The sequence below is a fragment of the Micrococcus sp. 63XJN7_8_ISO-PGPR-S23-253 genome (assembly GCF_056173425.1).
The window spans coordinates 2,445,947-2,469,075 of record NZ_CM149673.1; the positions used below are offsets into that span (position 1 = coordinate 2,445,947).

The 23,129-nt window shown below is 70.8% G+C and carries 24 protein-coding genes and 1 pseudogene; 8 read left to right on the plus strand and 17 right to left on the minus strand.

What is annotated here, in order from left to right; all coding sequences use genetic code 11:
- The 5 genes from AC0VX4_RS11310 to AC0VX4_RS11330 all read right to left on the minus strand — a co-directional run bounded on the left by AC0VX4_RS11310 (position 1) and on the right by AC0VX4_RS11330 (position 4,817).
- Complete coding sequence (locus AC0VX4_RS11310; protein ID WP_060774839.1) at positions 1–1,005, minus strand: ABC transporter substrate-binding protein; 1,005 nt, start codon at positions 1,003–1,005, stop codon at positions 1–3.
- Positions 1,006–1,025: 20 nt separating this feature from the next.
- Positions 1,026–1,700, minus strand: a complete 675-nt coding sequence (locus AC0VX4_RS11315) for an ABC transporter permease (protein WP_049159725.1) — start codon at positions 1,698–1,700, stop codon at positions 1,026–1,028.
- Positions 1,697–2,431: an ABC transporter permease gene (locus tag AC0VX4_RS11320; RefSeq protein WP_049159722.1), complete on the minus strand. Its 735-nt coding sequence runs from the start codon at positions 2,429–2,431 to the stop codon at positions 1,697–1,699. Before AC0VX4_RS11320 ends, AC0VX4_RS11315 begins: the two co-directional genes overlap by 4 nt.
- The gene (locus AC0VX4_RS11325; protein ID WP_060774840.1) at positions 2,428–3,237 is read right to left on the minus strand and encodes an ABC transporter ATP-binding protein; all 810 of its coding nucleotides are present in this window, start codon (positions 3,235–3,237) and stop codon (positions 2,428–2,430) included. Before AC0VX4_RS11325 ends, AC0VX4_RS11320 begins: the two co-directional genes overlap by 4 nt.
- A 527-nt stretch (positions 3,238–3,764) precedes the next feature.
- Positions 3,765–4,817 carry a zinc-binding dehydrogenase gene (locus tag AC0VX4_RS11330; RefSeq protein ID WP_240008948.1) on the minus strand — a complete coding sequence of 351 codons (1,053 nt, stop codon included), beginning with the start codon at positions 4,815–4,817 and terminating at the stop codon, positions 3,765–3,767.
- A gap of 265 nt (positions 4,818–5,082) precedes the next feature.
- Between AC0VX4_RS11330 and AC0VX4_RS11335 the strand changes: the two genes are divergently transcribed.
- Together AC0VX4_RS11335 and AC0VX4_RS11340 are read left to right on the plus strand one after the other, a co-directional pair.
- Positions 5,083–6,585 carry a long-chain-fatty-acid--CoA ligase gene (locus AC0VX4_RS11335; RefSeq protein WP_475464403.1) on the plus strand — a complete coding sequence of 501 codons (1,503 nt, stop codon included), beginning with the start codon at positions 5,083–5,085 and terminating at the stop codon, positions 6,583–6,585.
- Positions 6,586–6,592: 7 nt separating this feature from the next.
- On the plus strand, positions 6,593–7,165 hold the full coding sequence (locus AC0VX4_RS11340) for a DUF6226 family protein (RefSeq protein WP_475464404.1): 573 nt from the start codon (positions 6,593–6,595) through the stop codon (positions 7,163–7,165).
- A gap of 24 nt (positions 7,166–7,189) precedes the next feature.
- Here the strand turns inward: AC0VX4_RS11340 and AC0VX4_RS11345 are convergent, their stop codons facing one another.
- The 10 genes from AC0VX4_RS11345 to AC0VX4_RS11390 form a co-directional block, all read right to left on the minus strand.
- Complete coding sequence (locus AC0VX4_RS11345; protein WP_475464405.1) at positions 7,190–7,942, minus strand: metal-dependent hydrolase; 753 nt, start codon at positions 7,940–7,942, stop codon at positions 7,190–7,192.
- A gap of 178 nt (positions 7,943–8,120) precedes the next feature.
- Positions 8,121–8,855 (minus strand): LrgB family protein, encoded by a 735-nt coding sequence (locus AC0VX4_RS11350; protein ID WP_475464406.1) that lies wholly within the window; start codon positions 8,853–8,855, stop codon positions 8,121–8,123.
- The gene (locus AC0VX4_RS11355; RefSeq protein ID WP_002855541.1) at positions 8,852–9,214 is read right to left on the minus strand and encodes a CidA/LrgA family protein; all 363 of its coding nucleotides are present in this window, start codon (positions 9,212–9,214) and stop codon (positions 8,852–8,854) included. Before AC0VX4_RS11355 ends, AC0VX4_RS11350 begins: the two co-directional genes overlap by 4 nt.
- Positions 9,211–9,921, minus strand: coding sequence for a GntR family transcriptional regulator (locus AC0VX4_RS11360; RefSeq protein WP_475464407.1), 711 nt, complete (start codon positions 9,919–9,921; stop codon positions 9,211–9,213). Before AC0VX4_RS11360 ends, AC0VX4_RS11355 begins: the two co-directional genes overlap by 4 nt.
- A gap of 267 nt (positions 9,922–10,188) precedes the next feature.
- Entirely contained in the window at positions 10,189–11,196 is a 1,008-nt protein-coding gene (locus AC0VX4_RS11365) for a GIY-YIG nuclease family protein (protein WP_475464408.1), read from the minus strand.
- Positions 11,197–11,298: 102 nt separating this feature from the next.
- Entirely contained in the window at positions 11,299–11,448 is a 150-nt protein-coding gene (locus AC0VX4_RS11370; RefSeq protein ID WP_344761107.1) for a hypothetical protein, read from the minus strand.
- A 39-nt stretch (positions 11,449–11,487) separates the two neighbouring features.
- A complete protein-coding gene (locus tag AC0VX4_RS11375; protein WP_475464409.1) occupies positions 11,488–12,354 on the minus strand; it encodes an 8-oxoguanine DNA glycosylase OGG fold protein in 867 nt (288 codons plus the stop codon).
- 43 nt (positions 12,355–12,397) lie between these two features.
- A complete protein-coding gene (locus AC0VX4_RS11380) occupies positions 12,398–12,994 on the minus strand; it encodes a DinB family protein (protein WP_396831621.1) in 597 nt (198 codons plus the stop codon).
- Between the two features lie 23 nt (positions 12,995–13,017).
- Positions 13,018–13,824: an alpha/beta fold hydrolase gene (locus tag AC0VX4_RS11385; RefSeq protein ID WP_475464410.1), complete on the minus strand. Its 807-nt coding sequence runs from the start codon at positions 13,822–13,824 to the stop codon at positions 13,018–13,020.
- 5 nt (positions 13,825–13,829) lie between these two features.
- The gene (locus AC0VX4_RS11390) at positions 13,830–14,201 is read right to left on the minus strand and encodes a hypothetical protein (protein ID WP_241179112.1); all 372 of its coding nucleotides are present in this window, start codon (positions 14,199–14,201) and stop codon (positions 13,830–13,832) included.
- Between the two features lie 56 nt (positions 14,202–14,257).
- Here AC0VX4_RS11390 and AC0VX4_RS11395 point away from each other — a divergent pair, with 56 nt between their 5' ends.
- From AC0VX4_RS11395 to AC0VX4_RS11410, 4 genes and pseudogenes are all read left to right on the plus strand, one after another.
- Positions 14,258–14,551, plus strand: a complete 294-nt coding sequence (locus tag AC0VX4_RS11395) for a hypothetical protein (RefSeq protein ID WP_475464411.1) — start codon at positions 14,258–14,260, stop codon at positions 14,549–14,551.
- A gap of 68 nt (positions 14,552–14,619) precedes the next feature.
- Positions 14,620–15,788, plus strand: a pseudogene (locus tag AC0VX4_RS11400) (IS3 family transposase).
- 15 nt (positions 15,789–15,803) lie between these two features.
- Entirely contained in the window at positions 15,804–16,382 is a 579-nt protein-coding gene (locus tag AC0VX4_RS11405) for a serine/threonine protein kinase (protein ID WP_475464412.1), read from the plus strand.
- Positions 16,379–17,548: a hypothetical protein gene (locus AC0VX4_RS11410; protein WP_206395774.1), complete on the plus strand. Its 1,170-nt coding sequence runs from the start codon at positions 16,379–16,381 to the stop codon at positions 17,546–17,548. The genes AC0VX4_RS11405 and AC0VX4_RS11410 overlap by 4 nt, the downstream gene beginning before the upstream one ends.
- Here the strand turns inward: AC0VX4_RS11410 and AC0VX4_RS11415 are convergent.
- Both AC0VX4_RS11415 and dnaB read right to left on the minus strand, forming a co-directional pair.
- Positions 17,534–18,283: an AsnC family protein gene (locus AC0VX4_RS11415; RefSeq protein WP_206395773.1), complete on the minus strand. Its 750-nt coding sequence runs from the start codon at positions 18,281–18,283 to the stop codon at positions 17,534–17,536. The genes AC0VX4_RS11410 and AC0VX4_RS11415 overlap by 15 nt on opposite strands.
- A 284-nt stretch (positions 18,284–18,567) precedes the next feature.
- Positions 18,568–19,959, minus strand: a complete 1,392-nt coding sequence (gene dnaB, locus AC0VX4_RS11420; RefSeq protein ID WP_044659833.1) for a replicative DNA helicase — start codon at positions 19,957–19,959, stop codon at positions 18,568–18,570.
- Between the two features lie 731 nt (positions 19,960–20,690).
- Between dnaB and AC0VX4_RS11425 the strand changes: the two genes are divergently transcribed.
- Positions 20,691–21,866 (plus strand): CaiB/BaiF CoA transferase family protein, encoded by a 1,176-nt coding sequence (locus AC0VX4_RS11425; protein WP_323662996.1) that lies wholly within the window; start codon positions 20,691–20,693, stop codon positions 21,864–21,866.
- A gap of 25 nt (positions 21,867–21,891) precedes the next feature.
- Entirely contained in the window at positions 21,892–23,118 is a 1,227-nt protein-coding gene (locus AC0VX4_RS11430) for an acyl-CoA dehydrogenase family protein (protein ID WP_475464413.1), read from the plus strand.
- Positions 23,119–23,129 lie beyond the last annotated feature (11 nt).

Here is a 23,129-nt window from a genome sequence, read left to right on the forward strand (position 1 = left end):
TCAGACCAGGCCCTTCTCCTTCAGCCACTCCCCCGCGACCTCTCGCGGCTGCTTCTTCTGCCCGCCCGAGTTCTCGGCGTTCATGGCCATGAGGTCCTCGGTGGTGAGGACCTTCTGCACGGACTCCACGGCCTCGCGGATCTGGTCCGTGACCCTGTCCTTGGCCATGAGCGGGACGATGTTCTGCGGGGTCACCATGCCCTCGGGGTCCTCGAGCATCACGAAGCCGTTCTCCTCGATGGCCGGGGTGGTGGAGAAGATGTTCGCCAGGTCCACGTCCCCGTCCTTGAGGGCCTTGACGGTCAGCGGGCCGCCGCCGTCGCTGATGGGGGTGAACTCCATCCTGTCCGCGGGCACGCCATAGACGGACTCCACGCGGGCGAGGCCGGCGCCGTAGTCGCGCTGGCTCATCTCCGGCGGGCCGCCCACGCGGAGGGTGCCGTCGTAGTCCTTCAGGTCCGCGTAGGAGGAGATACCGTGCTGCTTGGCCCAGTCGCCGGCCGCGCACCAGGCGTCCTTGTTCTCCGCCTTCGCCTCGGCCAGGACCTCGAGGTCGTCCGGGAGGGCCTTCTGCAGGGCGGCGAACACCTCTTCGGACGTCTTCGCCTTCGCCTGCTTGTCATAGAAGGCCAGGAGGTTGCCGGTGTACTCGCCGATCAGGTCGATGGACCCGTCCTTGAGGGCACCGAGGTAGACCTCGCGGGAGCCGATCTGCATCTTCCGCTCCACGGTGAGGCCCTTGGCCTCGAGGACCTGGGCGTAGAGCTCGCCGATGATCTCGGACTCCGGGAAGTTCGCCGAGCCCACGCGGACGGTCCCGCCGGAGCCGGAGCCTCCCGAGCCCTGCCCGCCGCCGTCGGAGGAGAGCGGGTCCCCGCCGCAGGCGGCCAGCAGGGGCGCGCCGGCGAGCAGGCCGATCACGGCGCGGCGCCGCACCAGCCGGTTCGGGGCGGCGGACGGGTTCGCTCCCGCCCGGGGATTCAAGGTGTGGTCGGTGGCAGCCATGGCAGCCGTCCTTTCGTGGGTCAGCCGCGGGCCCTCAGCCCAGCGGGGGTCAGGATGCGCTGCACCAGCAGCAGGAGGCCGTCGCACAGCAGGGCGAGCACGGCGATCAGCACGGCGCCGGCGAGCATGGTCACGTAGTCCTGCACGGCGAGCGCGTCGAAGAGGTAGCGGCCGAGCCCGCCGAGGCCGAGGTAGGAGGCCACGGAGGTCGTGGCGATCACCTGCAGGGTGGCGGACCGCAGTCCGCCGACGGCCATGGGCAGGGCGATCGGCAGCTCCACCTGGCCGATGAGCTGGCCGGTGGAGTGGCCGTTGGCGCGGGCAGCGTGGACCACCTCGCGGGGCACGGCCTGCAGTCCGGCGTAGGTGCCGGCCAGCAGGGGCGGGATCGCGAGGATCACCAGCACCATCACGGTGGGGATCAGCGCCTCCCGCAGCCTGATGTCCAGGACGATCGCGAGGAAGGTCAGCAGGCCGAGGGTCGGCAGGGCGCGCAGGGCGGAGGACAGCGCCACCACCACGCGCCGGCCCCGTCCGGTGTGGCCGATCCACACGCCCACCGGGAACGCGATGGCCGCGGCGATCGCCAGGGCGAGCACCGAGTAGCCGAGATGCTCGAGCACGCGGGCGGGCACGCCGTTCGGGCCCGCCCAGTGGGCGGGGTCGGCGAACCAGGAGAAGAGGGAGCTGATCATCGGCGACCCTCCTGCACCGCGAGGTCGGGCACGGTGGCGAGTGCCGTCGTCGTGGTGTCCTGTGAGGAACGACGACGGCCGCTCGCCTTCCGGACCTTCGCGCGCCTCGTCCACGGCATGAGGAGAGCGGCGAGGGCTACCAGGACGAGGTCGAAGACGACGGCGAGGATCACCGTGCCGACGATGCCGACGACGATCTCGGTGACGAAACTGCGGGCGTACCCCTCGGTGAAGAGGGTGCCGAGGGACTGCACGCCGATCAGCGCACCGACAGAGACGAGGGACAGGGTGGAGGCGCTGACCACGCGGGTGCCGGCCAGGAGGGACTCGCCGGCCAGCGGCAGCTCCACCCGCCAGAACCGCTGCCAGGCGCTGTGGCCCTGGGCGGTGGCGGCGGTGAGGAGTTCGTCGTCCACGGCGTCGAAGGCCTCGGAGGCGCTTCGGGTCAGCAGGGCCACCCCGTAGAGGGTGAGGGCGATGACCACGTTGAGCGGGTCTAGGATCTTGGTGCCCACCAGGCCCGGGAGGATCACGAACACGGCGAGCGAGGGGATGGCGTAGAGCAGGCTGGAGCCGCCCACGATCAGCCTCCGACCCCAGCCGGTGGCGTTGGCCAGGCGGCCCAGGGGCACGGAGATCAGGAGGCTGAGCAGGACCACCGGGGAGGCGAGGGCGATGTGCCGCCAGGTCAGGGACAGGATGAAGTCCAGGTTGGCGCTGATCCAGGTCACGGCTGCACCAGCGTCCCGGCGACGCGGCCGGAGGCGTCCACCACGATGGGGGTGCCGGTGCGGTCCTCCACGTGGAGCTCGCGGCGGGCGCCGCCCACGAAGGAGCGGACGAAGTCGTCGGCGGGGCGCAGCAGGATGTCCTCGCCGGTGCCGTGCTGGGCCACGCGGGCGCCCTCGCGGAGGACCAGGACCTCGTCTCCAAGGAGGACGGCCTCGTCCACATCGTGGGTGACGAACAGGACGGTCTTGGACAGCTCGCGCTGGATGCGCAGCATCTCGGCCTGCAGGTCCGCGCGGACCACCGGGTCCACGGCGGAGAACGGCTCGTCCATGAGCAGGACGTCCGGGTCCGGGGCGAGGGCGCGGGCCACGCCCACACGCTGGCGCTGGCCGCCGGAGAGCTGGGAGGGGTATCGGGAGGCGACGGCCGCGGGCAGGCCGACGAGCTCGAGCAGCTCGTGCGCGTGGTCCCGGTCCTGGCGGGAGATCCGGCCGGTCAGGCGCGGCACGGTGAGCACGTTGTCCAGCACGGTGCGGTGCGGCAGCAGGCCGGCGTTCTGCATGACGTAGCCGATGCCGCGGCGCAGCTTCACGGGGTCCAGGGAGGCGACGTCACGGCCCTCGATGAGCACGCGGCCACCGGTGGGGTCTACCATCCGGTTCACCATCTGCAGGAGCGTGGTCTTGCCGCAGCCGGAGGAGCCCAGCAGCACGGTGGTGGTGTGCGGGGGGACCTCGAGGGAGAAGTCCTCCACGGCACGGGTACCGTCCGGGAAGGTCTTCTCCACATGCTCGAAGCGGATCATGCGGTGGTGCTCCCTGAGGACTCGACAGGCGTGGACGCAGACGCCGCGCTCTTCAAGTGCGAGGCCTGATCGGCCAGCGTAGACCCCAGGTCAGGCCGGGTCGAGGGGCCGGGGCCGCAGAGGTGCGGAAAAGGTCATGGAGCCGGTGCGGAGGGTCGTCGGCATCGGGGTTTCCCGACGACGGCACTCGCCTCCGCATGTCAGGCCGTCGGGTCGAGGACGGAGATGTCAACAAGAACTCATCCGCACTCACACCTGGACAACGGTTTCGGCGACGGCACTCCCACTTCGACGTATGCACCGAGCGCGAGCCGCCGGGCCACACCGAGCCCACTGCGCTCCCGAGGCCGGGACGGACCGGACGCCGTAGAAGCGCAGCGCCTTCGTGCTCAGTCCGGTGGCGAGGGCGAACTCGCCGACGGTCATCAGGGGACTCGTGGGGCGACCTTTCTCTCAGGTGACCCCAGCGTGGGCGTTCCCCCAAGGGGAGGGTCAAGCGTCGCCCAGCCTGCTCGAGACCGACGGCCTCAGACCTCCAGCAGCACCTTGATCTCGCGGCGCTCGTCCATGGCCCGGTACGCCTCGGCGGCGTCGTCGAGCGGCATGCGCGCGGTGAACACACGGCCGGGCTGGATCTCCCCGGACTGGATGCGCTCGATCAGCTCGGGCAGGAAGCGGCGGACGGGGGCGGGCCCGCCCTCGAGGTGGATCTCGCGGGCGAAGAGGTCGGAGCCGTCGAGGGTCTGGTCGTGGGAGACGCCCACGAACCCGACGTACCCGCCGGGGCGCACCGAGGCCAGGGCCTGGTCCATGGAGCCCTGCGTGCCGACGGCCTCGCACACCCCGTGCGCACCGTAGCCGCCGGTGAGCTCGCGCACCTGGGCGGCACCCTCCTCGCCGCGCTCCGCGATCACGACGTCCGCGCCGAACTCCCGGGCGAGCGCGGCCCGATCCTCATGGCGGGAGAACACGATGACCTGCTCAGCGCCGAGGGTCTTGGCGGCCAGGACGGCGCACAGGCCGACGGCGCCGTCGCCGACCACGGCGATGGTCTTGCCGGGACCCGCCTGCGCGGCCACGGCGGCGTACCAGCCGGTGCCGAGCACATCCGAGGCGGCGAGGTAGTCGGCCAGCCGGTCCGGGTCCGAGGGCTCGCCCCCGGGCACCTTCACGAGGGAGCCGTCGGCGAGCTCGACGCGCATGTACTGCGCCTGGCTGCCCGTGTACTCACCGGCGTTGACGCAGCGGGACTGGTAGCCGGCCTGGCAGATCTCGCACGTGTTGTCCGAGAGCATGAAGGAGCCGATCACGAAGTCACCGACCTCGAGGGTGGCGACGTCCTCGCCCTTCTCCACGATCGTGCCGACGTACTCGTGGCCCATGCGCCGGTGGTCGACGTCGTTGTGGCCGCGGTAGGGCCACAGGTCAGAGCCGCACACGCACGCGGCGGCCAGCTTCAGGACCACGTCCGTGGGCTGGGCGACGCGCGGGGTGTCCACCTCCTCGACGACGACGTCGCCGGGCGCGCGCATGACGACGGCCTTCATCGTCTCGGGGATGGCGGGGGTCTGTGCGGTCATGGTCTGTCCTCCGGTCTGGCCCGGCGGTCCGGGCGGCGGTGTGCGGGGACCAGTCTTGCGCCCCTGGGCTGTGAAGACGACACATCGGCGTCGCAGGCGGGGCCGGTGGATGGCCGCGCGCCAGCGACATCACCGCCGGGCAGAACCGCGGTGATGTCGCTGGGGTGAGGTCGGCCGACACACCCCGCTCGGCTTACAGCGAACGAGCACCGCCGGGCGTTACGCTGTGGTTCCCATCACATCCGACTCCCCTCGGAGGCCCGTCGTGACCCTCACCCTGCCCGCCCGTCTCGAGCGCACCGCCGCCGAGCATCCGCACTCCACCGCCCTGATCCTCGGCGAGAACCGCATGACGTACGCGGAGCTGCAGGACCGGTCCCAGCGTCTGGCCGGGCTCATGCGGCAGGAGGGCATCGGCCCCGGGGACCGCGTGGCGCTCATGGTGCCGAACATCCCGGCGTTCCCGGTGGTGTTCTTCGCGGCCCTGCAGCTGGGCGCCGTCGTCGTCCCCATGAACCCGCTGTTCAAGCGCCGCGAGATCGAGTACTACCTGGAGGACTCGGGCGCGTCGATGCTGTGGTCCGTGCCGTCCGAGGAAGCCGTGGAGGGCGCCCGCGAGCGCGGTGTGCCGCTGCGCACCCTCGGCGAGGACGGCCTCGCCCCGCACCTCGCGGAGAGCCCCGGCCCGGTGACCGAGACCGTCGAGCGGGGCCTCGAGGACGACGCCGTCATCCTCTACACCTCCGGCACCACCGGCCGCCCCAAGGGGGCCCAGCTGACCCACCGGAACATGGGCACCAACGCGGACACCGCGGCGGAGACGCTGATCCAGCTCCAGCACGGGGAGACCGTGCTCGGCTGCCTGCCGCTGTTCCACGTCTTCGGCCTCACGTGCGCGCTCATGACGCCCGTGACGATGGGCGCCAGCCTGGCGTTGATCCCCCGCTTCGATCCCGCCGTGGCAGCGCAGACCGTCCGGGAGCGCGCGGTGGACGTGTTCATCGGCGTGCCCACCATGTACGGGGCCGTGCTGGCCGCGGCCAAGGACCATCCGGAGGACCTGGCCAGCCTGCGCCTGGGCGTCTCCGGCGGATCCGCCCTGCCCGTGGAGCTGCTGCGACGCTTCGAGGCCACCTTCGACTGCGAGATCCTCGAGGGCTACGGCCTGTCCGAGACCTCCCCGGTGGCGTGCTTCAACCATCCGGGTGAGGAGCATCAGCCGGGCTCGATCGGACGCGCCGTCCGCGGGTGCGAACTGCAGCTGGTGACGCCGGACGGGGCCGTCGTGCCCGAGGGCGACGAGGAGACCCTGGGCGAGGTGTGGATCCGCGGGGAGAACGTGATGAAGGGCTACTGGGGCAAGCCGGAGGCCACCGCCCAGGCCATCACCGAGGACGGCTGGTTCCGCTCCGGCGACCTCGCCCGGCGCGATGCCGCGGGCAACTACTACATCGTGGACCGCACGAAGGACATGATCCTGCGCGGCGGGCTCAACGTGTACCCGCGCGAGATCGAGGAGGTGCTCTACGAGCACCCGGCCGTCGCGGAGGCCGCCGTGGTGGGGGTGCCCCACCCGGAGCTCGGCCAGGAGGTCGCCGCGCACGTGGTGCTCGCCCCCGGCGCGCACGCCACGGAGGAGGAGCTGATCCAGCACGTGAAGTCCCAGGTGGCCCCCTACAAGTACCCGCGCACCGTGAGCGTGCGGGACGGGCTGCCCAAGACCGCCACCGGCAAGATCCTCAAGCGGGAACTGACGCCGGCGGAGTGATCTCGGGATGACCGCCCGGGCCCGCGTGTGGGCCGAGGTGCTCGCGGAGGCGGGCGCCGCCGTCGCGCCGGACCCGGTGCGTGACATCCCGCTCGACGAGGCCGGGCGCGCCGACCTGGCGGTCCCCGTGGACCGGGCGCTGCGCGTGGCGCCGCCGGCCGGCGTCGACGGCGCCTCCCCCTGGTGGCTGCTGGAGACGGACGTGCCCCAAGACGACGACGGCGGCGTCCTGCCGGTGATTCGGGTGGCGGTCGGCGCCCCGGGGCAGGTGCACGCGGTGCTCCCGGACTGGGGGTGCGACGCCTGCGACCCCGGGTCGGATGAGCTGCTCGAGGCCGTGGACCAGGCGGTCGTGCGCGCGGTCGGGGGGGTGAGCCTGCGGGGCCGTCATGGGCTGCGGCGCCGGGACTGGCACGTGCACTGGCGCGCGGACGGCACGGCCGAAGGGCAGGGGCACGTGCCGGGATGGCCGTTCGAGGCGCTCAAGGATGCCTGCCGGGACCTGGCCGCCGGCGGCCGTCCGAGGCTGCCGCACGGGACCGAGGCGACTGTGCGGGCGGGGTGGTTCCCGGAGGCGTGAGGGGGCGGCGGTGGCCCAGGCCGTTCAGAACAGTGCCGCCACCCCCCGAGCGGCGAGCGGGATGAGCCGCACGGCCCGCACCACGGTGAACGCGGTGACCACCGAGACGAGCGCCCACTCCCGCCAGGACCCGGTCCGGCCGAGCAGGGGAAGCCGGAACCGTCCGGAGGACTGCCACCACCACAGTCGCGCGGGAGGCTCGGGGCTGAGCGGCCAGAGCAGGGCCACCCCGTTGTTGGTGAGGGCGTCGCCGAGGATGTGCACGCTCACGCCGACGGCCACGGAGGCGGGGATCCACCACAGCCCGTCGCTGAGGACGGTCGCCGACACCGCGACCAGGATGCCGAGTGCCCACGCGGCCCTCCATCCCCGGTTCGGGAGCAGTCGGAGGGCCTTGGCGGCCACGGCCGCCAGGAACGCGGCGATGACTCCCTGCCCCGGCGTGTAGACGTGCCCCGCGATCGGCACCTGGATGGAGGCGGCCGCCGTCGCGATGGCGGTGAACGTCGCGATCCCCACCAGCGAGTGCGTGCCGCGCCGATGTCCGCCGGCCACGTGGCGGATGCCGCGGCTCATCCACTCGGTCACGGGCGGCAGGGCGTGGACGACGGTGGCGCGGGGGTGGTCCCAGTCGCTGATCATGGCCGCGCCGGCGGTGGTCACGGCGCCGAGCAGCTGGAGTTCGGCGGGCAGGTGCAGCACGGCGATCGGCGACTGCCAGTGCGTGAGCGCCAGCCAGGCCGCGGCGCCGGTGGCCGCGTGGGACGGGCCCATCATGGGTGGGGTCCTCTCGTTCGCAGGACCGGGCCGCGTCACCGCGCCTGCGCGGGCCGGCGGGCGGCCCGCGGGGAAGGAAGAGGACCAGGGTGGCAGGCGGGGTGGACACGGTAAGGAGGCCGCCGCGGCCGGAGCGGGTCGAGGCGGATGCCCGGCCGAGGGGCGGCCGCCCGGCCCCTCACCCCGTCATCGCCAGCACCAGCGGGGCCAGCAGGGCGGTGAGCACGCCGGAGCAGGCCATGGCGAGGGCGGAGAACGCACCGGTCTTCGGCCCCTCGGCGAGGGCGCGGGCGGTGCCGATGCCGTGGGAGCTCACGCCGATGGCCAGGCCGCGCACGCGGGGGTCGCGCACGCGCAGCCGGTCGAGCACCCAGGGGGCGAACACGGCGCCGAGCACGCCGGTGAGCACGGGGAGCACGGCGGCGAGGGAGACGATCCCGCCGCCGGCGTCGGCCACCGCCATGGCGATCGGCGTCGTCGCGGACTTGGGGGCGAACGTGGCGGCCAGCGCGGCGTCCCCGCCCATCAGTCGCACGATCAGCACGGCGCTCACCATGGCGGTCAGCGAGCCGGCGGTGACCCCGACGGCGATCGGCAGCATCAGCTTCCGGATGTCAGGGCCGGCACGGTACAGGGGGACGGCGAGGGCCACGGTGGCGGGACCGAGCAGGAAGGTGAGGTAGCTGCCGCCGATCATGTAGGTCTCGTAGTCGATGCCGGTCAGGGCCAGGAACGCGGCCACCAGCACGATCGTCACGAGCACGGGCGTGAGCAGGGCGGTCTGCCGGGCGGCGAGCCACAGGCGGCGGGCGAGCACGGCGACGGCGAGGGTCAGCGCGATGCCGAACAGCGGTGTGTGCAGGAGCGCGTCCCAGGCCTCGGCGAGGGAGTCGGTGAGTTCGGCGGCGTTCACTGTGCGTCCTCCTTGTCCGTGAGGCGGCGGGCGAGCGGGGCGGCGACGCCGGCCGTGACCACCAGCCCCAGCAGCCAGGGCACCACGAAGCCGACCAGCATCAGCGCCCGGTGTTCCCCGATGAGGCCCAGCACCGCGACGACGCCGACACCCGCCGGGACGAACAGCAGCGGCAGGTGCTGGAGCAGGTGATGGCTCGCCGTCATCACCGGCGCGTCCTCGGCCGGCCGGCGCCACGCGAGCAGGCCGAGCAGCAGGAGCATGCCCAGCACGGCCCCGGGGATCGGCAGGTGCAGCGTGTCGGCCACGAGCGTGCCCGCCAGTTGGCAGAGCAGCAGGATCAGCAGGCCCTCGATCATCGGGGTTCACCCGCCTCGGACGGGCCCGCGGTCGGCAGGCCGGGGATGACGACGCCGGTCCCCGCGGCGTCGAGGTGCGCCTGCAGGGCGCGCTGGGCGTCTGCGGCGCGCCCGGCGGCCAGCTGCGCGCAGATCTCGGCGTGCCCATCGAGAAGGCGGCGGGCGGCGTCGACGGATCCGCCGGTGGCGGCGTGGATGAGGCGGGCCAGGCGGGGAGCGAAGGTGCGCACGACCTCGTCGAAGGCGGCATTGCCGCACGTGGCGATCACGTCCCGGTGGAAGCGCACGTCCAGCGCGGAGAACGCCGCGAGGTCGCCGGCGTCCAGGGCGGCGCGCTGCTGCTCCAGGTTGGCGGTGAGCGTGGCGACGAGGGGCCCGACGGCGTCGGGCCGCGCGGCGACCGTGGCGAGGGCGGTGGACTCGAGGAGGCCGCGCAGGGCCGTGAGGTCGGCCACGCTCTGCGGCGTGAGGGCCTGCACGGCCGCGCCCTTCTTGGGGAGGAGCCGCACCAGGCCCCAGCGCTCGAGCTGGAGGAGGGCCTCCCGGGCCGGCGTCCGGGAGATGCCGGCCTCCGTGGAGAGCTGGACTTCGGTGAGCATCTCCCCCGCGGCGATCTCACCGCGGACGATGCGCCAGGCGACGTCGTGGGCCAGGCGGCCGGCAGCCGTGGCACGACTGCCCCATAAGGGGTCGGAGAGTGGAGTCATGCGGGCCAGAATAATCGGATGCATGCATGGATGTATGCATTGTGTCGGACTCAGAAGAGGTCCGGGTGGGGAGGGGCCCATGATGCTGGCGCCCACCCTCACCCCATGACCGTCGCCATCACCCGTCTCGACCCCGTCGGCGCGGACCGCGCGGAGCTCATTGCGCTGCTCACCGGCAGCGTGGCCCTTCCCTATGCGCCCCCACGTCACCCGGCCGGTGGCGAAGGAGGCCATCGAGGACGGCGGCAGGCACCACACGATGCTGGGTCACCAGCTCCCGATGTAGTCCTCCGAGCCGAGGAGACCCTGGGTGTCCGCCCAGGCTCCCCAGCGGTCGAGGAGGAGGGGGATGGCCTGGTCCTCCCACCAGGGCAGATGGACGAGGCCCTGACTCATGCCTCCGCGGTTGAACCGCTCCACGTTGACCTTGTCCTCGTCGTAAGGCTCGGCCCCCTCAAGGGAGCGATTGAGCGCATCGTGCAGGAGCCGGCCGAGTTCATACTCACTGGTGGGCATGGGGGTGTCGTCGAGCCGTTCAGCGAGCTCCTCCCAGAGACCGACGCTTCCCCGCAGCCCGTACTGGCGGGGGCGGCGGCGGAACAAGTAGCCGACGGTCGCGCGCGCCGACGAATGGACTTCCACCACGTCCACACCGCGCTTCGCCTGCTCCGCCAGGGCCGTGCGGGCCTTCCGGATGCGCTGACGGAGCAGCTGTGCTTCGGGGCTGGTGCCGCCGTAGGTGAGGTTCAACGGCGGGGTATGTGTGTCGATTACAGGCTTCTCAATGCCCCCGAGCGGTGTCACTTCCGCGAACCCGGCGGGTGCCTGCCACACGCGGACGGCGAGGTGACGCTGCATCCAGGTGGTCAGCTGCTCGCCGCTCTCCGGGGTGAGGGTGAATCGACCTGCGGAGGCGACGGCGACCGGCTCCAGGTCCAGCCGATCCACCAGGAGTGCGGCCAGGGTGCGGCGCAGAGTGGAGTGCGCGGTGCCGCCGTCCGCGAAATGCTTGCGTTCCAGGCGGGCCCGCAGGCTGCCCTCGGCCTTGCCGATGTAAAGCACATCGCTTCGACTGACAGACGTGTCCAATCGCAGCTCGGCTCGCGCCGCGTCAGGATCCTGCGCGACAACCGCGTACAGCCCGGTCGAATCCGGCACGACCTCGCCGCCACCCCCGCCGATGACCACACCGCCGTCCTCGACGCGTGCGAACAGCTGGGCGCCGTTCTGGAGAGCATGGGAAGCGGCCGCGATGAGCCCCGCCTTGGTGGTCATGCCAATGTCCTCTCTTCGTCCGGGACATCTACCCCGGCTACGCCTCGAGCCTACGGAGGGCCCTGGACACGGTAGGCGCCCTGGCGATAGATCGCTGAGCCCTTACCGCGCCAAGATCCACCGGTCCTCTGGGCCGAAATTGTGGAGGTCGTCGCAGACGAAGCCGCGTAGCCACGGGACGTGGTCCACGACGCGCCGGTACAGGCCGCGGTGCACGCCGGACTCGTCGCCGATTAGCTGCTCAGCGGACACGTTCATCTCGACGCCAACCGCGCGCAGGAGGGCGGGGCTTCACGCCTCGTCGGGCGCCCGGTCCTCCGCGTCGGCGATGACGTCCTCCAGAGCTTGCAGGTGGGGCTCGGCGTCATCCCCGGCACCCAGGTCGGCCAGCGCGAGGCGGAGGGCCTCGAGCAGCTCGCCGGCCTCCGGGTCCGCGGCGGCGGAACTCCAGCTCTCCCGCCAGGGCTCCTGGGTGGCGTCCTGCTGCTCCAAGAAGATGAGCCGCTCGACGTCGTCGGCCGGGATCTCGAGTTCCTTACCCCACGCCTGCATGGTCTCCACGTACGTCGCGTACTTGCGGGGGTAGGTCCAGCCGCCGCCGATCCGGACGTCGACGTCCTTTGCATGCTCGGCGAACCAGGCGCGCACCACGGAGTCGAGGACGGGGGCGATGTCGGACTCCCGGTGGGCCTTGGTGAGGAAGTAGAGGTACTTGGTGCCGAAGGCCGCGCCGAGGTGCTTGAGGCAGCCGGCCCCGCTCTTGCGCTGCTGCCGGATGTGCTCGAAGGCCGCGGGCCCGCCCTGCTCGAGGGTGATGCGGGTGACGTCGGCGAGCTGCTCCTCGAACCCGGGCTGCGCCATGATGCGCTCCACCCGGGAGGGGCCGTAGCCGACCCGTCCGTACCCCCACACCATCGCGGCGATGAAGGCGTCCCTCTGCATGGCGCGGTCCTCGGCGGTCACCTTCGCGGCGTAGCCGGTGACGACGGCGCGGGTCAGCGGCTCGCGTTCGAGCCAGGCGGGCAGGCCGGGCACGTGGGCCGTCCAGTGATCGAAGGACCAACGCGTGGGCTCGTCGGCGGGCCTGCCGGCGGCAGCCCACGCATCGAATGAGCGCTGGAGGGCAGGGGGTACGGCGGCAGCGGGGATACTCGTCATGGCCACAGCGTAGGCCCAGCGCCGGAACGGGAGGCATGTGCCTTCAGTTCCGGCCCGGCCCGCCGCTTCCCTCCGCGATGGCGGTCAGACGGTCCACGTGGGCGGCCCAGCGGTCGGCGTCCCACGGGGGCAGGTTGTTCCCCGGGGCGCGCAGGCCGGCCTGCCCGTCGATCTGCTCCCGCAGGATGTCCGCATGGCCGGCATGCCGGGCCCCGTCCAGGGCGACGTGCGCCATGATCTGCGCGAGCGTGACCTCCGCCTTGTCGTCAGGCCACCACGCCACCCGCCCAGGGGCGTCGGCGCCGAGAGCCGTGATGGTCGCGTCCGCGTGGGCGAAGCAGCGGCGGGCGAACTCGAGGACGTCCTCGAGGGACTCACCCTCGGCGGCGAACATGTCCACGTTGTCCTCCTCCGGCTGCCCCGCCGCCGCCCAGGGCAGCTGCACCTCGGCGGGGCGGCCGAACGTCTCGCCGAAGTACTCCAGCTCGATGACGGCGGCGTGCTTGACCAGTCCCAGCAGGTTGGTGCCGGTGGGAGTGCGCGGCAGGCGGGCGTCGCGCTCGCTGAGGCCCTCGAGCTTGTGCAGGAGGGCCGCACGCTGGCGGCGCAGCCCGTCGTGGAGGATCTGCTTGTGGTCCATGGGGTGATCCTGCCCCAGATCGATCAGGCCGCGAACCCCCGCACGAGCTCGGCCACCCGCTCCGGCACTTCCAGGTGCACGTCGTGCCCCGCGCCGGGCACCTGCACGTGCCGCACATCCGGGCGCCGCCGCCGCATCCCGTCCAGCTCTCCGGCGGGCACGTACCCGTTCTCCCCGGTGATCAGCAGGGTTGGCGCGGTGATCCGCTCCCATTCCTCCCACCGGGGCCGCTCGTGGACGGGCTGCAGGGCGGCCTCCAGCACGTCGACGTCGAAGCGTGGCACCCAGCCGGCGTCCGTTTCCTCGAGCCCCTCGGCCCACACCCGGGCGGCAGGTCCGCCGCCGAGGTGGGCGACGGCGTCGTCCACGGTGACGAAGGGGATGGGCCAGGCGCGAAACCAGTCGATAACGCCGGCGGTGGCCTCGGGCCCCTCCCCGCCGACGCCGCCCTCGATCAACACGAGTCGCCCCACACGCGCCGGATGGGCGGCCGCGGCGAGCAGGGCGGTGTGCGCGCCCATGGACTGGCCCACCAAGGTGAACCGCTCCAGGCCCAACGCCTCGGCCACGGCGACGACGTCGCCCACGTGGGCCGTGCGGCTCAGGTCCGCGGGGCGCCGCGTGCTGGAGCCGTGGGCGCGCTGGTCGAACGCGACGACCCGGCAGGCCCCGGCCAGCCGCTCGGCGACCTGCGCCCACTCCCCCGCGTACCCGGCCAGGCCATGCAGGAGGAGGAGCGCGGGCCCGGTGCCGCCGGAATCGAAGACATGCAGGCGGGTGCCGTCCTCCCTGGTGACGGGGCCCGCGGACCTACGGCCCAGACCTGACATGCGATTCACCCCTCCGCCTCACACGCGGCACGCCGCTCCGGTGCTGTCGGCAGCGCTTCGGCCATCTGTCGGAAGAAATTGTGCCGCTCCGTCCGCTCAGCTACGGCCTCCCCACGGTTCTCGTACACGGCGGTGAGGCGGGAACGACGTCCGCCCTCCCCCATGAAGATCAGCCAGTGCCGGGCGGGCTCCTTCGGGAACTTCCCTACGTGGTGCTGCTCCCGCGTGTAGGCGAGCACGCGTTCCGGCGTGGCTGCCGCCCGCGATGGCAGCCCCGACTCCTTGTAGGTGTGACGGATGGCCAGGACGTCGTGCGGGTCGAGGCCGGCGGCGGCGAGGACCGCACCGAGGGAGAGGACGGGACTGCCGGTCTGCATAATGGCTTCATGGGCCAGCCATCCTGGTGCGCCCTCGACCTCACCAGAGGAACCAGATGAGCCTTTCAGAACTTATCCACGCCGTCAGCGCCGCTCTCGGGTTCGAAGACGGGCACGTGCTGACACAGGGCGGACAGAAAATCGTCCTCAAGGGGACCCTCAGCGGCGCGCCGGCCGTCGCGAAGATCGTGCCTTTGCCCCAAGGACCCAACGGTGACATCACACTGCGTCGGGCGCACCGTGAGGTCGAGCTGCTTTCGGCAGTGGAGTCCGACCGGGTCGTAAAAGTTCTAACGGATGCCGTCGAAATTGAGGATCCAACCAATGCAGTGTGCTGGGCTGAGCAGTAGGGACTGCTGAAGGTTCGGTTGACACCTGATCTGTGGGGACATGAGGTCCCCGCTGGAAGGATGTCGACATGCCTGCAGCACACCCCAAGGAGTTCCGTGACGACGTGGTCGCGGTCGCCCGTCGTGGCGAGGCCCCGATCGCTCAGCTCGCCAAGGACTTCGGGATCTCCGAGTCCTGCCTACGCAACTGGCTCCATCAGGCCGATGTCGAGGACGGCCACCGTCCCGGCGTGACCAAGACCGAGAACGAGGAGCTGCGCGAGGCGCGGAAGAAGATCCGCTTGCTGGAGCAGGAGAACGAGGTCCTGCGCCGCGCCGCGGCGTACCTGTCGCAGGCGAACTTGAGGCTGGGTCAGAGCCCAAAATGACCTACCCGCTGGTCCGTGACCTTGCCGTCGACGGGATCCCCGTGACGGTGACCTGCCGGGTGCTGAAGTTCTCGACCCAGGCGTTCTATGCCTGGTGCGCCGACCCGGTCAGCGAGCGGGACCTGGTCGACGCCTACGCGATGAACGCCGCGTTCGAGGTCCACCGTGACGACCCTGGGTTCGGGTACCGGTTCATCGCCGACGAGCTCGCCGCGGCCGGGCACGAGATCTCGGAGCGGCGGGTATGGAAGATCTGCTCCCAAGCACAGATCGTCTCCGCCCACGCCCGCACTCGTGGCCGGTGGAAGAAGCCGGGCCCGCCCGTGCACGACGACCTCGTCGAGCGGGACTTCACCGCGACAGGCCCGAACCGGTTGTGGCTGACCGACATCACCGAGCACGCCACCGCCGAGGGGAAGCTGTACCTGTGCGCGGTCAAGGACGTGTGGTCGCGCCGGATCGTCGGCTACTCGATCGACGACCGGATGCCGGCCGCCCTCGCGGTTGACGCCCTCGAGATGGCCGTCGCCCGCCGCGGCCCGGGCGAGGTCACCGGCTGCGTGGTGCACGCCGATAGGGGCAGCCAGTTCCGTGCTCGGCCCTACGTCACCGCCTTGCACCGGGCCGGACTGGTCGGGTCGATGGGACGGGTGGCCTCCAGCGCGGACAACGCCGCGATGGAGTCCTTCTTCGCCCTCCTGCAGAAGAACGTCCTGAACAGCCGCCGGTGGAGCAGCCGCGCTGAGCTGCGGCTGGCGATCGTCACCTGGATCGAACGGACCTACCACCGCCGACGCCGGCAGCGCGCCCTTGGAAAGACGACACCGGTCGAGTTTGAGACCATCTACTGGCCGACGAAAGCGGCCTGAACCACCACACCCGAAGTGTCAACCGAACCTTCAGCAGTCCCGTACCTGGAGGGACACGACCTAAGCGCCTCACTGGACCACGCCTGGGGCGAGGCGGAGGTCTGGCCATTCCTGCATGACATGGCCGAAGCGCTGGCCGCCTGCCACGATCTAGAGGTCGTCCACCGAGATCTTTCCCCCGCCAACGTCAGATGCATGCCCGACGGTCACTTCGTGCTCATGGACCCTGGGCTAGCGAAGCATCTGGAGAAGTCCGCTCTCACAGGAAGCTTCCAACCCGGCACGCCGGGGTTCCGTTCTCCCGAACATGTGCAGGGCGGCGAGCCAGTCCCCTCTAGCGACATTTTCGCTTTGGGGGTCCTCGCCTACTACGCACTCAGCCATCAGTTCCCCATCGACCCGCACGTTGCCCAAACTGACTACGACCACGCACTCATCACGCAACAAGCGCCCAGCATCTCGACGGTCGTCCCCGGGCTCTCCGTTGAACTTGCCCGGGTTGTGGACCGCTGTCTGAGCCGCCAACCCGCTCGGCGGTATCTCGACGGAACCGAGCTCCTGTCCGAGCTCATCGAGATGGGAGCCAATCGATGAGCGGCGTCCTGATCCATGACGGCCGACGGATCGGCCATCGAAAATGGTCCGTAGAGGCGGTCACCGACGGTGCTGCCGATGGTGTCGTGCTGAATCCCTTCGCCTCACCGCGTGTCTCCGAACCTCGGCACCCGAGCGCGTCTGACTTGGCGAAGGCGGTCCGCGGCGTCCACGGCGAGGTCATCTTCGACGCTCTAACCCATGCTTTGGCCTTGCCCTCGACTAATAAGCGTGACTTCTACGATGCTTGGGAGCTCTGGGGTCCGGACGGGCCCACGACACTTGAGAACCAAGCGCAGCAAATTGTCCACGTCGAGCGCGTGTTCGAGCGTCAGACTGACATCCGAGCTCCTCGCCTGGCCCCCACCCTCCAGCTGAAATCGCCGCAATCGCCCGATGCGTACAAGGTGATGGGAATCGCGCGCGTAGCGCGAGGCATCGCCGCCGACTGCTGGCAATCGCTGGTCGGCACACGCGCGTTCTGGTCCGCTGGCGAGCAACTCGATGCATATGTCGGACGCCTGGCTGCGCTCCGTGCACCCGTCTGGATGATCACCGTTGCGAACGAAGCCGTGATTGACCACGTCCCTGACCTCACAGCCACCGAGGCATTCGCCGGGCTTTGCCGAACTGTCCACTCGCTATCGATGCGGTCACGAGTGATCATTTCCTACGGCGACTACGCCGCCCTGCCTGCCGTGGCCGCTGGCGCGGACACCGTAGGCAGTGGCTGGGACCGCGGCCAACGGACGTTTGATCCACAGACGTTCCGCGTCGATTCCAACCCGGGCATTCGCATTCCGGCTTCGTACGTGACCCAGGGCGGACTGAACTCGGTCCTTCGGCGAGACACCGCCGATGCGATCGAACGCTGGGACCCGACACGGGCGCGTGCAATCCGTGGAGACTCGATGCCGCCAAGCGACCAGGCACAGCGGATGCATCACCTCAAACAGCTCCGATCTGCGGTTACGCAAGTCGACGCTCCCGGCACCGACCGAAGTGCGCGGGTGAATATCCTCCGGGACCGGTACCGCAGAGCGAAGACGGACTATGACGACCTTATTGCGGCGCTTCCGCGTATCGTTCGAGACTCCGACAAGACTGCTTGGGCCTCGAACCCCGCGGCCGTTTTGGAGTCCTATGCCAGCTCAGAAGAGCTCTGACTCGGCCATAAGCCTTGCCCAATGCTCGGACAAAGCAAGGCGGAGCCCCTCGTTTGGCCGGCCGATTCGCGGTCGGACGACCCAGCGGCCATCAACCCCGAGGCCAACCCCGAGCGCAGAGCATCGCGCTCTGAGTTCGCCGAGGTCGCGGGGAGGCCTGAGTAGTACGACGGCGGCTGCATCGCACCATGTGGAGTAGCGCAGTGCCTGGCTGAGGCCTTTCTGCCAGTCACTAACCTTTGCCTCGAGGGCGTAAGAGCGCCCGATCGGTTCGAGTCCCGGCGCCCTTCTAAAGCCAGACCCGCAGGCTTCGACGTGGCCGCTTGCGGCCAGTCTTCGTGCCCTCCGGACGACCTGCTCGTCGCTCATGCCCAGCCGCTTGCCTACGCTTCGGGCCGAGCGCGTCTGGTTGGCCGACAGAGCTGCCACCACGGCGCAGTCTGTTTCATTGCGAAGGAAGGGTTGGGGCATCGAGAGTCTCTTGCGGAGCCCGTCCTGCCAGCGCGTGACGGCCACGATGTCAGCCACGCCCCGTCCGCCCGGAAACTCGCGAGTGATCGTCACCCCGCGGCTCGCGCTGGGGAGGTTCATCGCCAGCGTCAGCAAGTCACCGTCAAGGGACTTCTCGACGGTCGGCTCGAACCGCCGACCTGGCCTGGGGTCCGCAGACAGCTCAAGCGCCATGGGCGGGTCGCTGGTCTCCCCATCTCCGGCGGCCATGAGGGTCAAAGACATGCTTGCCAGAGTATCCCGCCTTATGGTCACCCTGGACCTGCCCGAGAGTCGACCAGAGACCCCCGAACCGTGAAATCTGTACTGACCGGACACGTTGATCGCCGCCCGCACTATTCCCCTCGCCCCGAGTCTCAGCAAGCGGATCCACTCGGTTCATGGGGAGCCGTCCGGGTTCCACCGCCATGGGTGTCAAGCGCTCTACGGCGTGTCGCGGTATGCGGCATATTCGCGCGTTTGTGCAATCTTCACTGCATCTCGACACCGGGCCAGCCAGTTCAATGTTTTCAGAACCCGCCCGGGCCACCACCGGCATCACTCGCCAGGTTCGAGAACCGCGAATAGTGCCCCTGGAACCCCACCACAATGGTCTTCGTGGGCCCGTTCCTATGCTTCGCCACGATCAGGTCCGCCTCACCGGCGCGCGGGGACTCCTTGTCGTACACGTCCTCGCGGTGGAGCAGGATCACCATGTCCGCGTCCTGCTCGATCGAGCCGGACTCGCGCAGGTCGGACACCTGCGGCCGCTTGTCCGTCCTCTGCTCACTGCCACGGTTCAACTGGCTCAACGCGATCACCGGCACGTCGAGCTCCTTGGCCAGCAGCTTGAGGGCACGGGAGAACTCGGCGACCTCCTGCTGGCGGGACTCGACCTTCTTGCCCGAGCTCATGAGCTGCAGGTAGTCCAGCACCACCATCTTGAGGTTGTTCTTCTGCTTGAGCCGCCGGCACTTGGCGCGGATCTCCATCATGGTCATGTTCGGGGAGTCGTCGATGAAGAACGGCGCCTCGTTCAGCCGCCCCACGGTCGCGGCGATCTTGGACCACTGGTCGTCCCGGATGGTGCCCTTGCGCAGGTCCTGCAGCGCGATCGTCGCCTCGGCACTCAAAAGCCTCATCGCGATCTCGTTCTTGCCCATCTCGAGGCTGAAGAACACGGTGGCCATGTTGTGGTGGATGGCCGCGGCCCGCGCGAAGTCCAGCGCGAGCGTGGACTTGCCGACGGCGGGGCGCGCCGCGATCACGATCATCTGCCCGCCGTGCAGGCCCTGCGTCAGCTCGTCGAAGTCGTAGAAGTCGGTGGGGACGCCCGTCAGGCCCTCCCCCTGGTTGCCGGCCGCCTCGATCTCATCGACGGCGTGCTCCATGATCTCCGCGAGGCGCACGTAGTCCTCGGACTGGCGGTTCTCCGCCACCTTGTAGATCTCGGACTGCGCCTCGTTGACGATCTCCTCGACCTCGCCGTCGCCCTGATACCCCAGCTGGGTGATCTTGGTGCCGGCGGTGACGAGGCGCCGCAGGACGGCCTTCTCCGCCACGATCTCCGCGTAGAAGCTCGCGTTGGCGGCGGTGGGCACGGACTGGATCAGCTCGTGCAGCACGGCCGGGCCGCCGACGCGGCTGAGCTCCTGGCGCTTGTTCAGCAGGTCCGCCACGGTGACGGCGTCCGCTGGCTCACCGCGGCCGTAGAGGTCGATGATCGCCTCGTAGATCATCTCGTGGCTGGGCCGGTAGAAGTCGTGGCCGCGCAGCAGCTCCACCACGTCCGCGATCGCGTCCTTGGAGAGCATCATGCCGCCCAGCACCGAGCGCTCCGCCTCCAGATCCTGGGGCGGCAGGAAGCGTTCAGAGGAACGGCCGCCGTCGTAGGAGCCCGAGTCTCCGTAGTTCTCAGTCAACGTCCGGAGACTCCCTTCCCACAGCCCGCACGACGGCGGCCCTCGCCGGTCTTCCCGGCCCTGATTCCTCTGTTGTCACCGCCCGTGCCGCCGCACCCTCCTGCAGGCGGACGGTGCGACGGTCCCCGGGGCGACGGTCCGAGCGGATGCGCGCCTGTCAGTGGTCACCTGCGGCCAATACCCGCCCTCGCGTTGGGGATACCACGCGACACTACGCGCGCCGTGGAGGCTGGGCAACCGTGTTTTCCACAACCTTTGTGGACAACATGTGGATTCGGCGGCGTGTCGTGTGGATCCCCTGGGGACCACGCTGGGGACAACTGCGTGGGCACACCCACAATCCCGTCCTGACCTGGGGCGATGCGATCCCCAGAGCTGTGGATGAAGATTCCCTGACGCTCCGTGGCCCCATCGATCCGACTTGACAGCACCCCCGTTTGCGCCCTTATTACACGGTCTGGTACATGCCTATCCACACCGTCATCCACACTCTCCACACCTGTGGACAACTCCTGTGGACAAAGTGCCCGGATCTGGGGACGGCGAAGTTGACAGCCTCTGCCCGCGGCCCCGGGGCCTCCCCGTGCCCACCTCTCCCGGCCGCCCCGGACCGCCCGGCACCGATGACTCACGCACGTCAGTGACCCGCCCCAGAGTCATTGGACGGAACACGAGCACGGTGCTTGGGTGGAACCCGTCGTCGTGTCGTCCGCCACAGTGAGGAGTCCGCCGTGCCCCCGGCCACCACCGCACCCTCCCCGGCCTCGCTCCCCCTCGACGGTGTCCTCGTCGCCGACTTCTCCCGCGTCCTCGCCGGCCCGCTCGCCACCATGACGCTGGCGGACCTCGGGGCGCGCGTCATCAAGGTGGAGCACCCCGAGCGCGGCGACGACACCCGCGGCTGGGCCCCGCCCCGCTCGGCGACGGGCGCCACCTACTTCGAGTCCGTGAACCGCAACAAGGAGTCGGTCGGCTGGGACCTGAAGGACCCCGAGGACCAGCGGCGGGCCGCCGCCCTGGCCGCCCGGGCCGACGTCGTGGTCCACAACCTCAAGCCCGGCACCATGGAGCGCCTCGGCCTGGGCTACGACGACGTCGCGCGGGAGAACCCGTCCGTGGTCTACGCCGCCGTCTCCGGCTTCGGCGACCGCGAGGGCCGGGACCTGCCCGGCTACGACTTCATCGTCCAGGCCGCGGGCGGGCTCATGAGCATCACCGGCGAACCGGACGCCCCGATGAAGGCGGGCGTCGCCCTGGTGGACGTGCTCACGGCCAAGGACCTCACCGCCGGCGTGCTCGCCGCCCTGCTGCGCCGCGAGCGCACCGGGGAGGGCGCGCACCTGCGGCTGAACCTGCTCTCCTCGCTGCAGGGGGCGCTCGCCAACCAGGGCCAGGCATGGCTCGGCGCCGACGTCGTCCCGCGGCGGATGGGCAACGACCACCCCTCGATCGCCCCCTATCAGCTGCTGGCGTGCCGGGACGCGCCGCTCGCCGTCGCCATCGGCAACGACGCGCAGTTCCGCACCTTCGCCGCGGCCCTCGGCGTCCCCGAACTCGCCGAGGACCCGCGCTTCGCCACGAACACAGACCGCGTCGAGCACCGCGAGGAGCTGCGCACCGCCCTGGAGGACGCGCTCTCGGCGCAGACGGCGGCCCACTGGCGGGACGTGCTGCAGGCCGAGCGGCTCCCGGCCGGCCTCGTGTCCAGCGTCGCCGAGGGCGTCGAGCTGGCCGAGTCCCTCGGCCTCGAGCCGACCGTCGAGGTCCAGGACCGCTCCGGCGCCCCCGCCGGCCGGCAGTTCCGCCACCCGGTGCAGTGGGACCCGCCCGTCGCGCACCCGTGCAACGCGCCGCCCGCGCTCGGCGCGGACACCGCGGCCGTCAACACCTGGCTCGACGCCCGCTGACCACCCCGCAGAGAGGACCCCCGCCATGACCACCCCGTTCCACGCCGAAGCCGACTCGTTCCTCGGCCGCGCCGACGTCGTCGGCCTGGACTCCCTGTTCTCCGCCGAGGAGAAGGCCGTCGCGCTGCAGGTGCGCGGCTTCGTGGACGAGCACATCCGCCCGCACATCGCCCGCTGGTACGACGACGCGGTGTTCCCGCGCGAGATCGTCCCCGAGCTGGGCCGTCTCGGCGTGCTCGGGATGCCCTACGAGGGCCACGGCATGCCCGGCCGCTCGGCGGTGGAGTACGGCCTCGCCGCCCAGGAGCTCGAGGCCGGCGACTCCGGCCTGCGCACCTTCGTCTCCGTGCAGGGCTCGCTCGCGATGGGCGCGATCCACAAGCACGGCTCCGAGGAGCAGAAGGTGCAGTGGCTGCCGCGCATGACCACCGGCGAGGCGGTCGGCTGCTTCGGCCTCACCGAGCCGGGCGCCGGCTCGGACCCGGCCTCCATGACGACGACGGCCCGCCAGGAGCCCGGCGGCGACTGGGTGCTCGACGGGGTCAAGCGCTGGATCGGGCTGGCCACGCTGGCCGACGTCGCGATCATCTGGGCGCAGACCGGCGAGCCCGGCGACGGGCGCGGGGTGCGCGGCTTCGTGGTCCCCACGGACACCCCCGGATTCCGCGCCGAGGCGATCACGCAGAAGCTGTCCATGCGGGCCTCGGTGCAGTGCGAGATCCACCTCGACGGCGTGCGCCTGCCCGCCTCCGCGATGCTGCCGGCCGACTCCGCCGTCGGGCTCAAGGGCCCCTTCCAGTGCCTCAACGAGGCCCGCTACGGGATCATCTGGGGCGCGATGGGCGCCGCCCGCGACTCCTTCGACGCCGTCCTCGACTACGCGGTGCAGCGGCAGCAGTTCGGGGTGCCGCTGGCCTCCCACCAGCTGACGCAGGCCAAGCTCGCGGACATGGCCGTGGCCATCGGGAAGGGCTACCTGCTGGCGCACCAGATCGGTCGCGCCAAGGACGCCGGCCCGCTCACCCCCGCCATGATCTCCGCCGGCAAGCTGGACAACTGCCGCGTGGCCATCGGCATCGCCCGGGAGGCCCGCGAGATGCTCGGCGGCAACGGCATCACCCTGGACCACTCGCCGCTGCGGCACGCGAACAACCTCGAGTCCGTGCGCACCTACGAGGGCACGGACGAGGTCCACCAGCTCACGCTCGGCCGGCACCTCACGGGCATCGGCGCGTTCGCCCCGGCCCGCTGAGCCCCGCGCCC

What these genes read in the sequence shown, in the direction of transcription:
- AC0VX4_RS11355 (WP_002855541.1), bottom strand. Translation starts at nt 9,214, where the DNA reads ATGATCGAGGGCCTGCTGATCCTGCTGCTCTGCCAACTGGCGGGCACG.
- AC0VX4_RS11365 (WP_475464408.1), bottom strand. Translation starts at nt 11,196, where the DNA reads ATGACCACCAAGGCGGGGCTCATCGCGGCCGCTTCCCATGCTCTCCAG.
- AC0VX4_RS11360 (WP_475464407.1), bottom strand. Translation starts at nt 9,921, where the DNA reads ATGACTCCACTCTCCGACCCCTTATGGGGCAGTCGTGCCACGGCTGCC.
- AC0VX4_RS11340 (WP_475464404.1), top strand. Translation starts at nt 6,593, where the DNA reads ATGACCGCCCGGGCCCGCGTGTGGGCCGAGGTGCTCGCGGAGGCGGGC.
- AC0VX4_RS11380 (WP_396831621.1), bottom strand. Translation starts at nt 12,994, where the DNA reads ATGGACCACAAGCAGATCCTCCACGACGGGCTGCGCCGCCAGCGTGCG.
- AC0VX4_RS11410 (WP_206395774.1), top strand. Translation starts at nt 16,379, where the DNA reads ATGAGCGGCGTCCTGATCCATGACGGCCGACGGATCGGCCATCGAAAA.
- AC0VX4_RS11430 (WP_475464413.1), top strand. Translation starts at nt 21,892, where the DNA reads ATGACCACCCCGTTCCACGCCGAAGCCGACTCGTTCCTCGGCCGCGCC.
- AC0VX4_RS11345 (WP_475464405.1), bottom strand. Translation starts at nt 7,942, where the DNA reads ATGATGGGCCCGTCCCACGCGGCCACCGGCGCCGCGGCCTGGCTGGCG.
- AC0VX4_RS11330 (WP_240008948.1), bottom strand. Translation starts at nt 4,817, where the DNA reads ATGACCGCACAGACCCCCGCCATCCCCGAGACGATGAAGGCCGTCGTC.
- AC0VX4_RS11395 (WP_475464411.1), top strand. Translation starts at nt 14,258, where the DNA reads ATGAGCCTTTCAGAACTTATCCACGCCGTCAGCGCCGCTCTCGGGTTC.
- AC0VX4_RS11375 (WP_475464409.1), bottom strand. Translation starts at nt 12,354, where the DNA reads ATGACGAGTATCCCCGCTGCCGCCGTACCCCCTGCCCTCCAGCGCTCA.
- AC0VX4_RS11385 (WP_475464410.1), bottom strand. Translation starts at nt 13,824, where the DNA reads ATGTCAGGTCTGGGCCGTAGGTCCGCGGGCCCCGTCACCAGGGAGGAC.
- AC0VX4_RS11325 (WP_060774840.1), bottom strand. Translation starts at nt 3,237, where the DNA reads ATGATCCGCTTCGAGCATGTGGAGAAGACCTTCCCGGACGGTACCCGT.
- AC0VX4_RS11315 (WP_049159725.1), bottom strand. Translation starts at nt 1,700, where the DNA reads ATGATCAGCTCCCTCTTCTCCTGGTTCGCCGACCCCGCCCACTGGGCG.
- AC0VX4_RS11390 (WP_241179112.1), bottom strand. Translation starts at nt 14,201, where the DNA reads ATGCAGACCGGCAGTCCCGTCCTCTCCCTCGGTGCGGTCCTCGCCGCC.
- AC0VX4_RS11415 (WP_206395773.1), bottom strand. Translation starts at nt 18,283, where the DNA reads ATGTCTTTGACCCTCATGGCCGCCGGAGATGGGGAGACCAGCGACCCG.
- AC0VX4_RS11310 (WP_060774839.1), bottom strand. Translation starts at nt 1,005, where the DNA reads ATGGCTGCCACCGACCACACCTTGAATCCCCGGGCGGGAGCGAACCCG.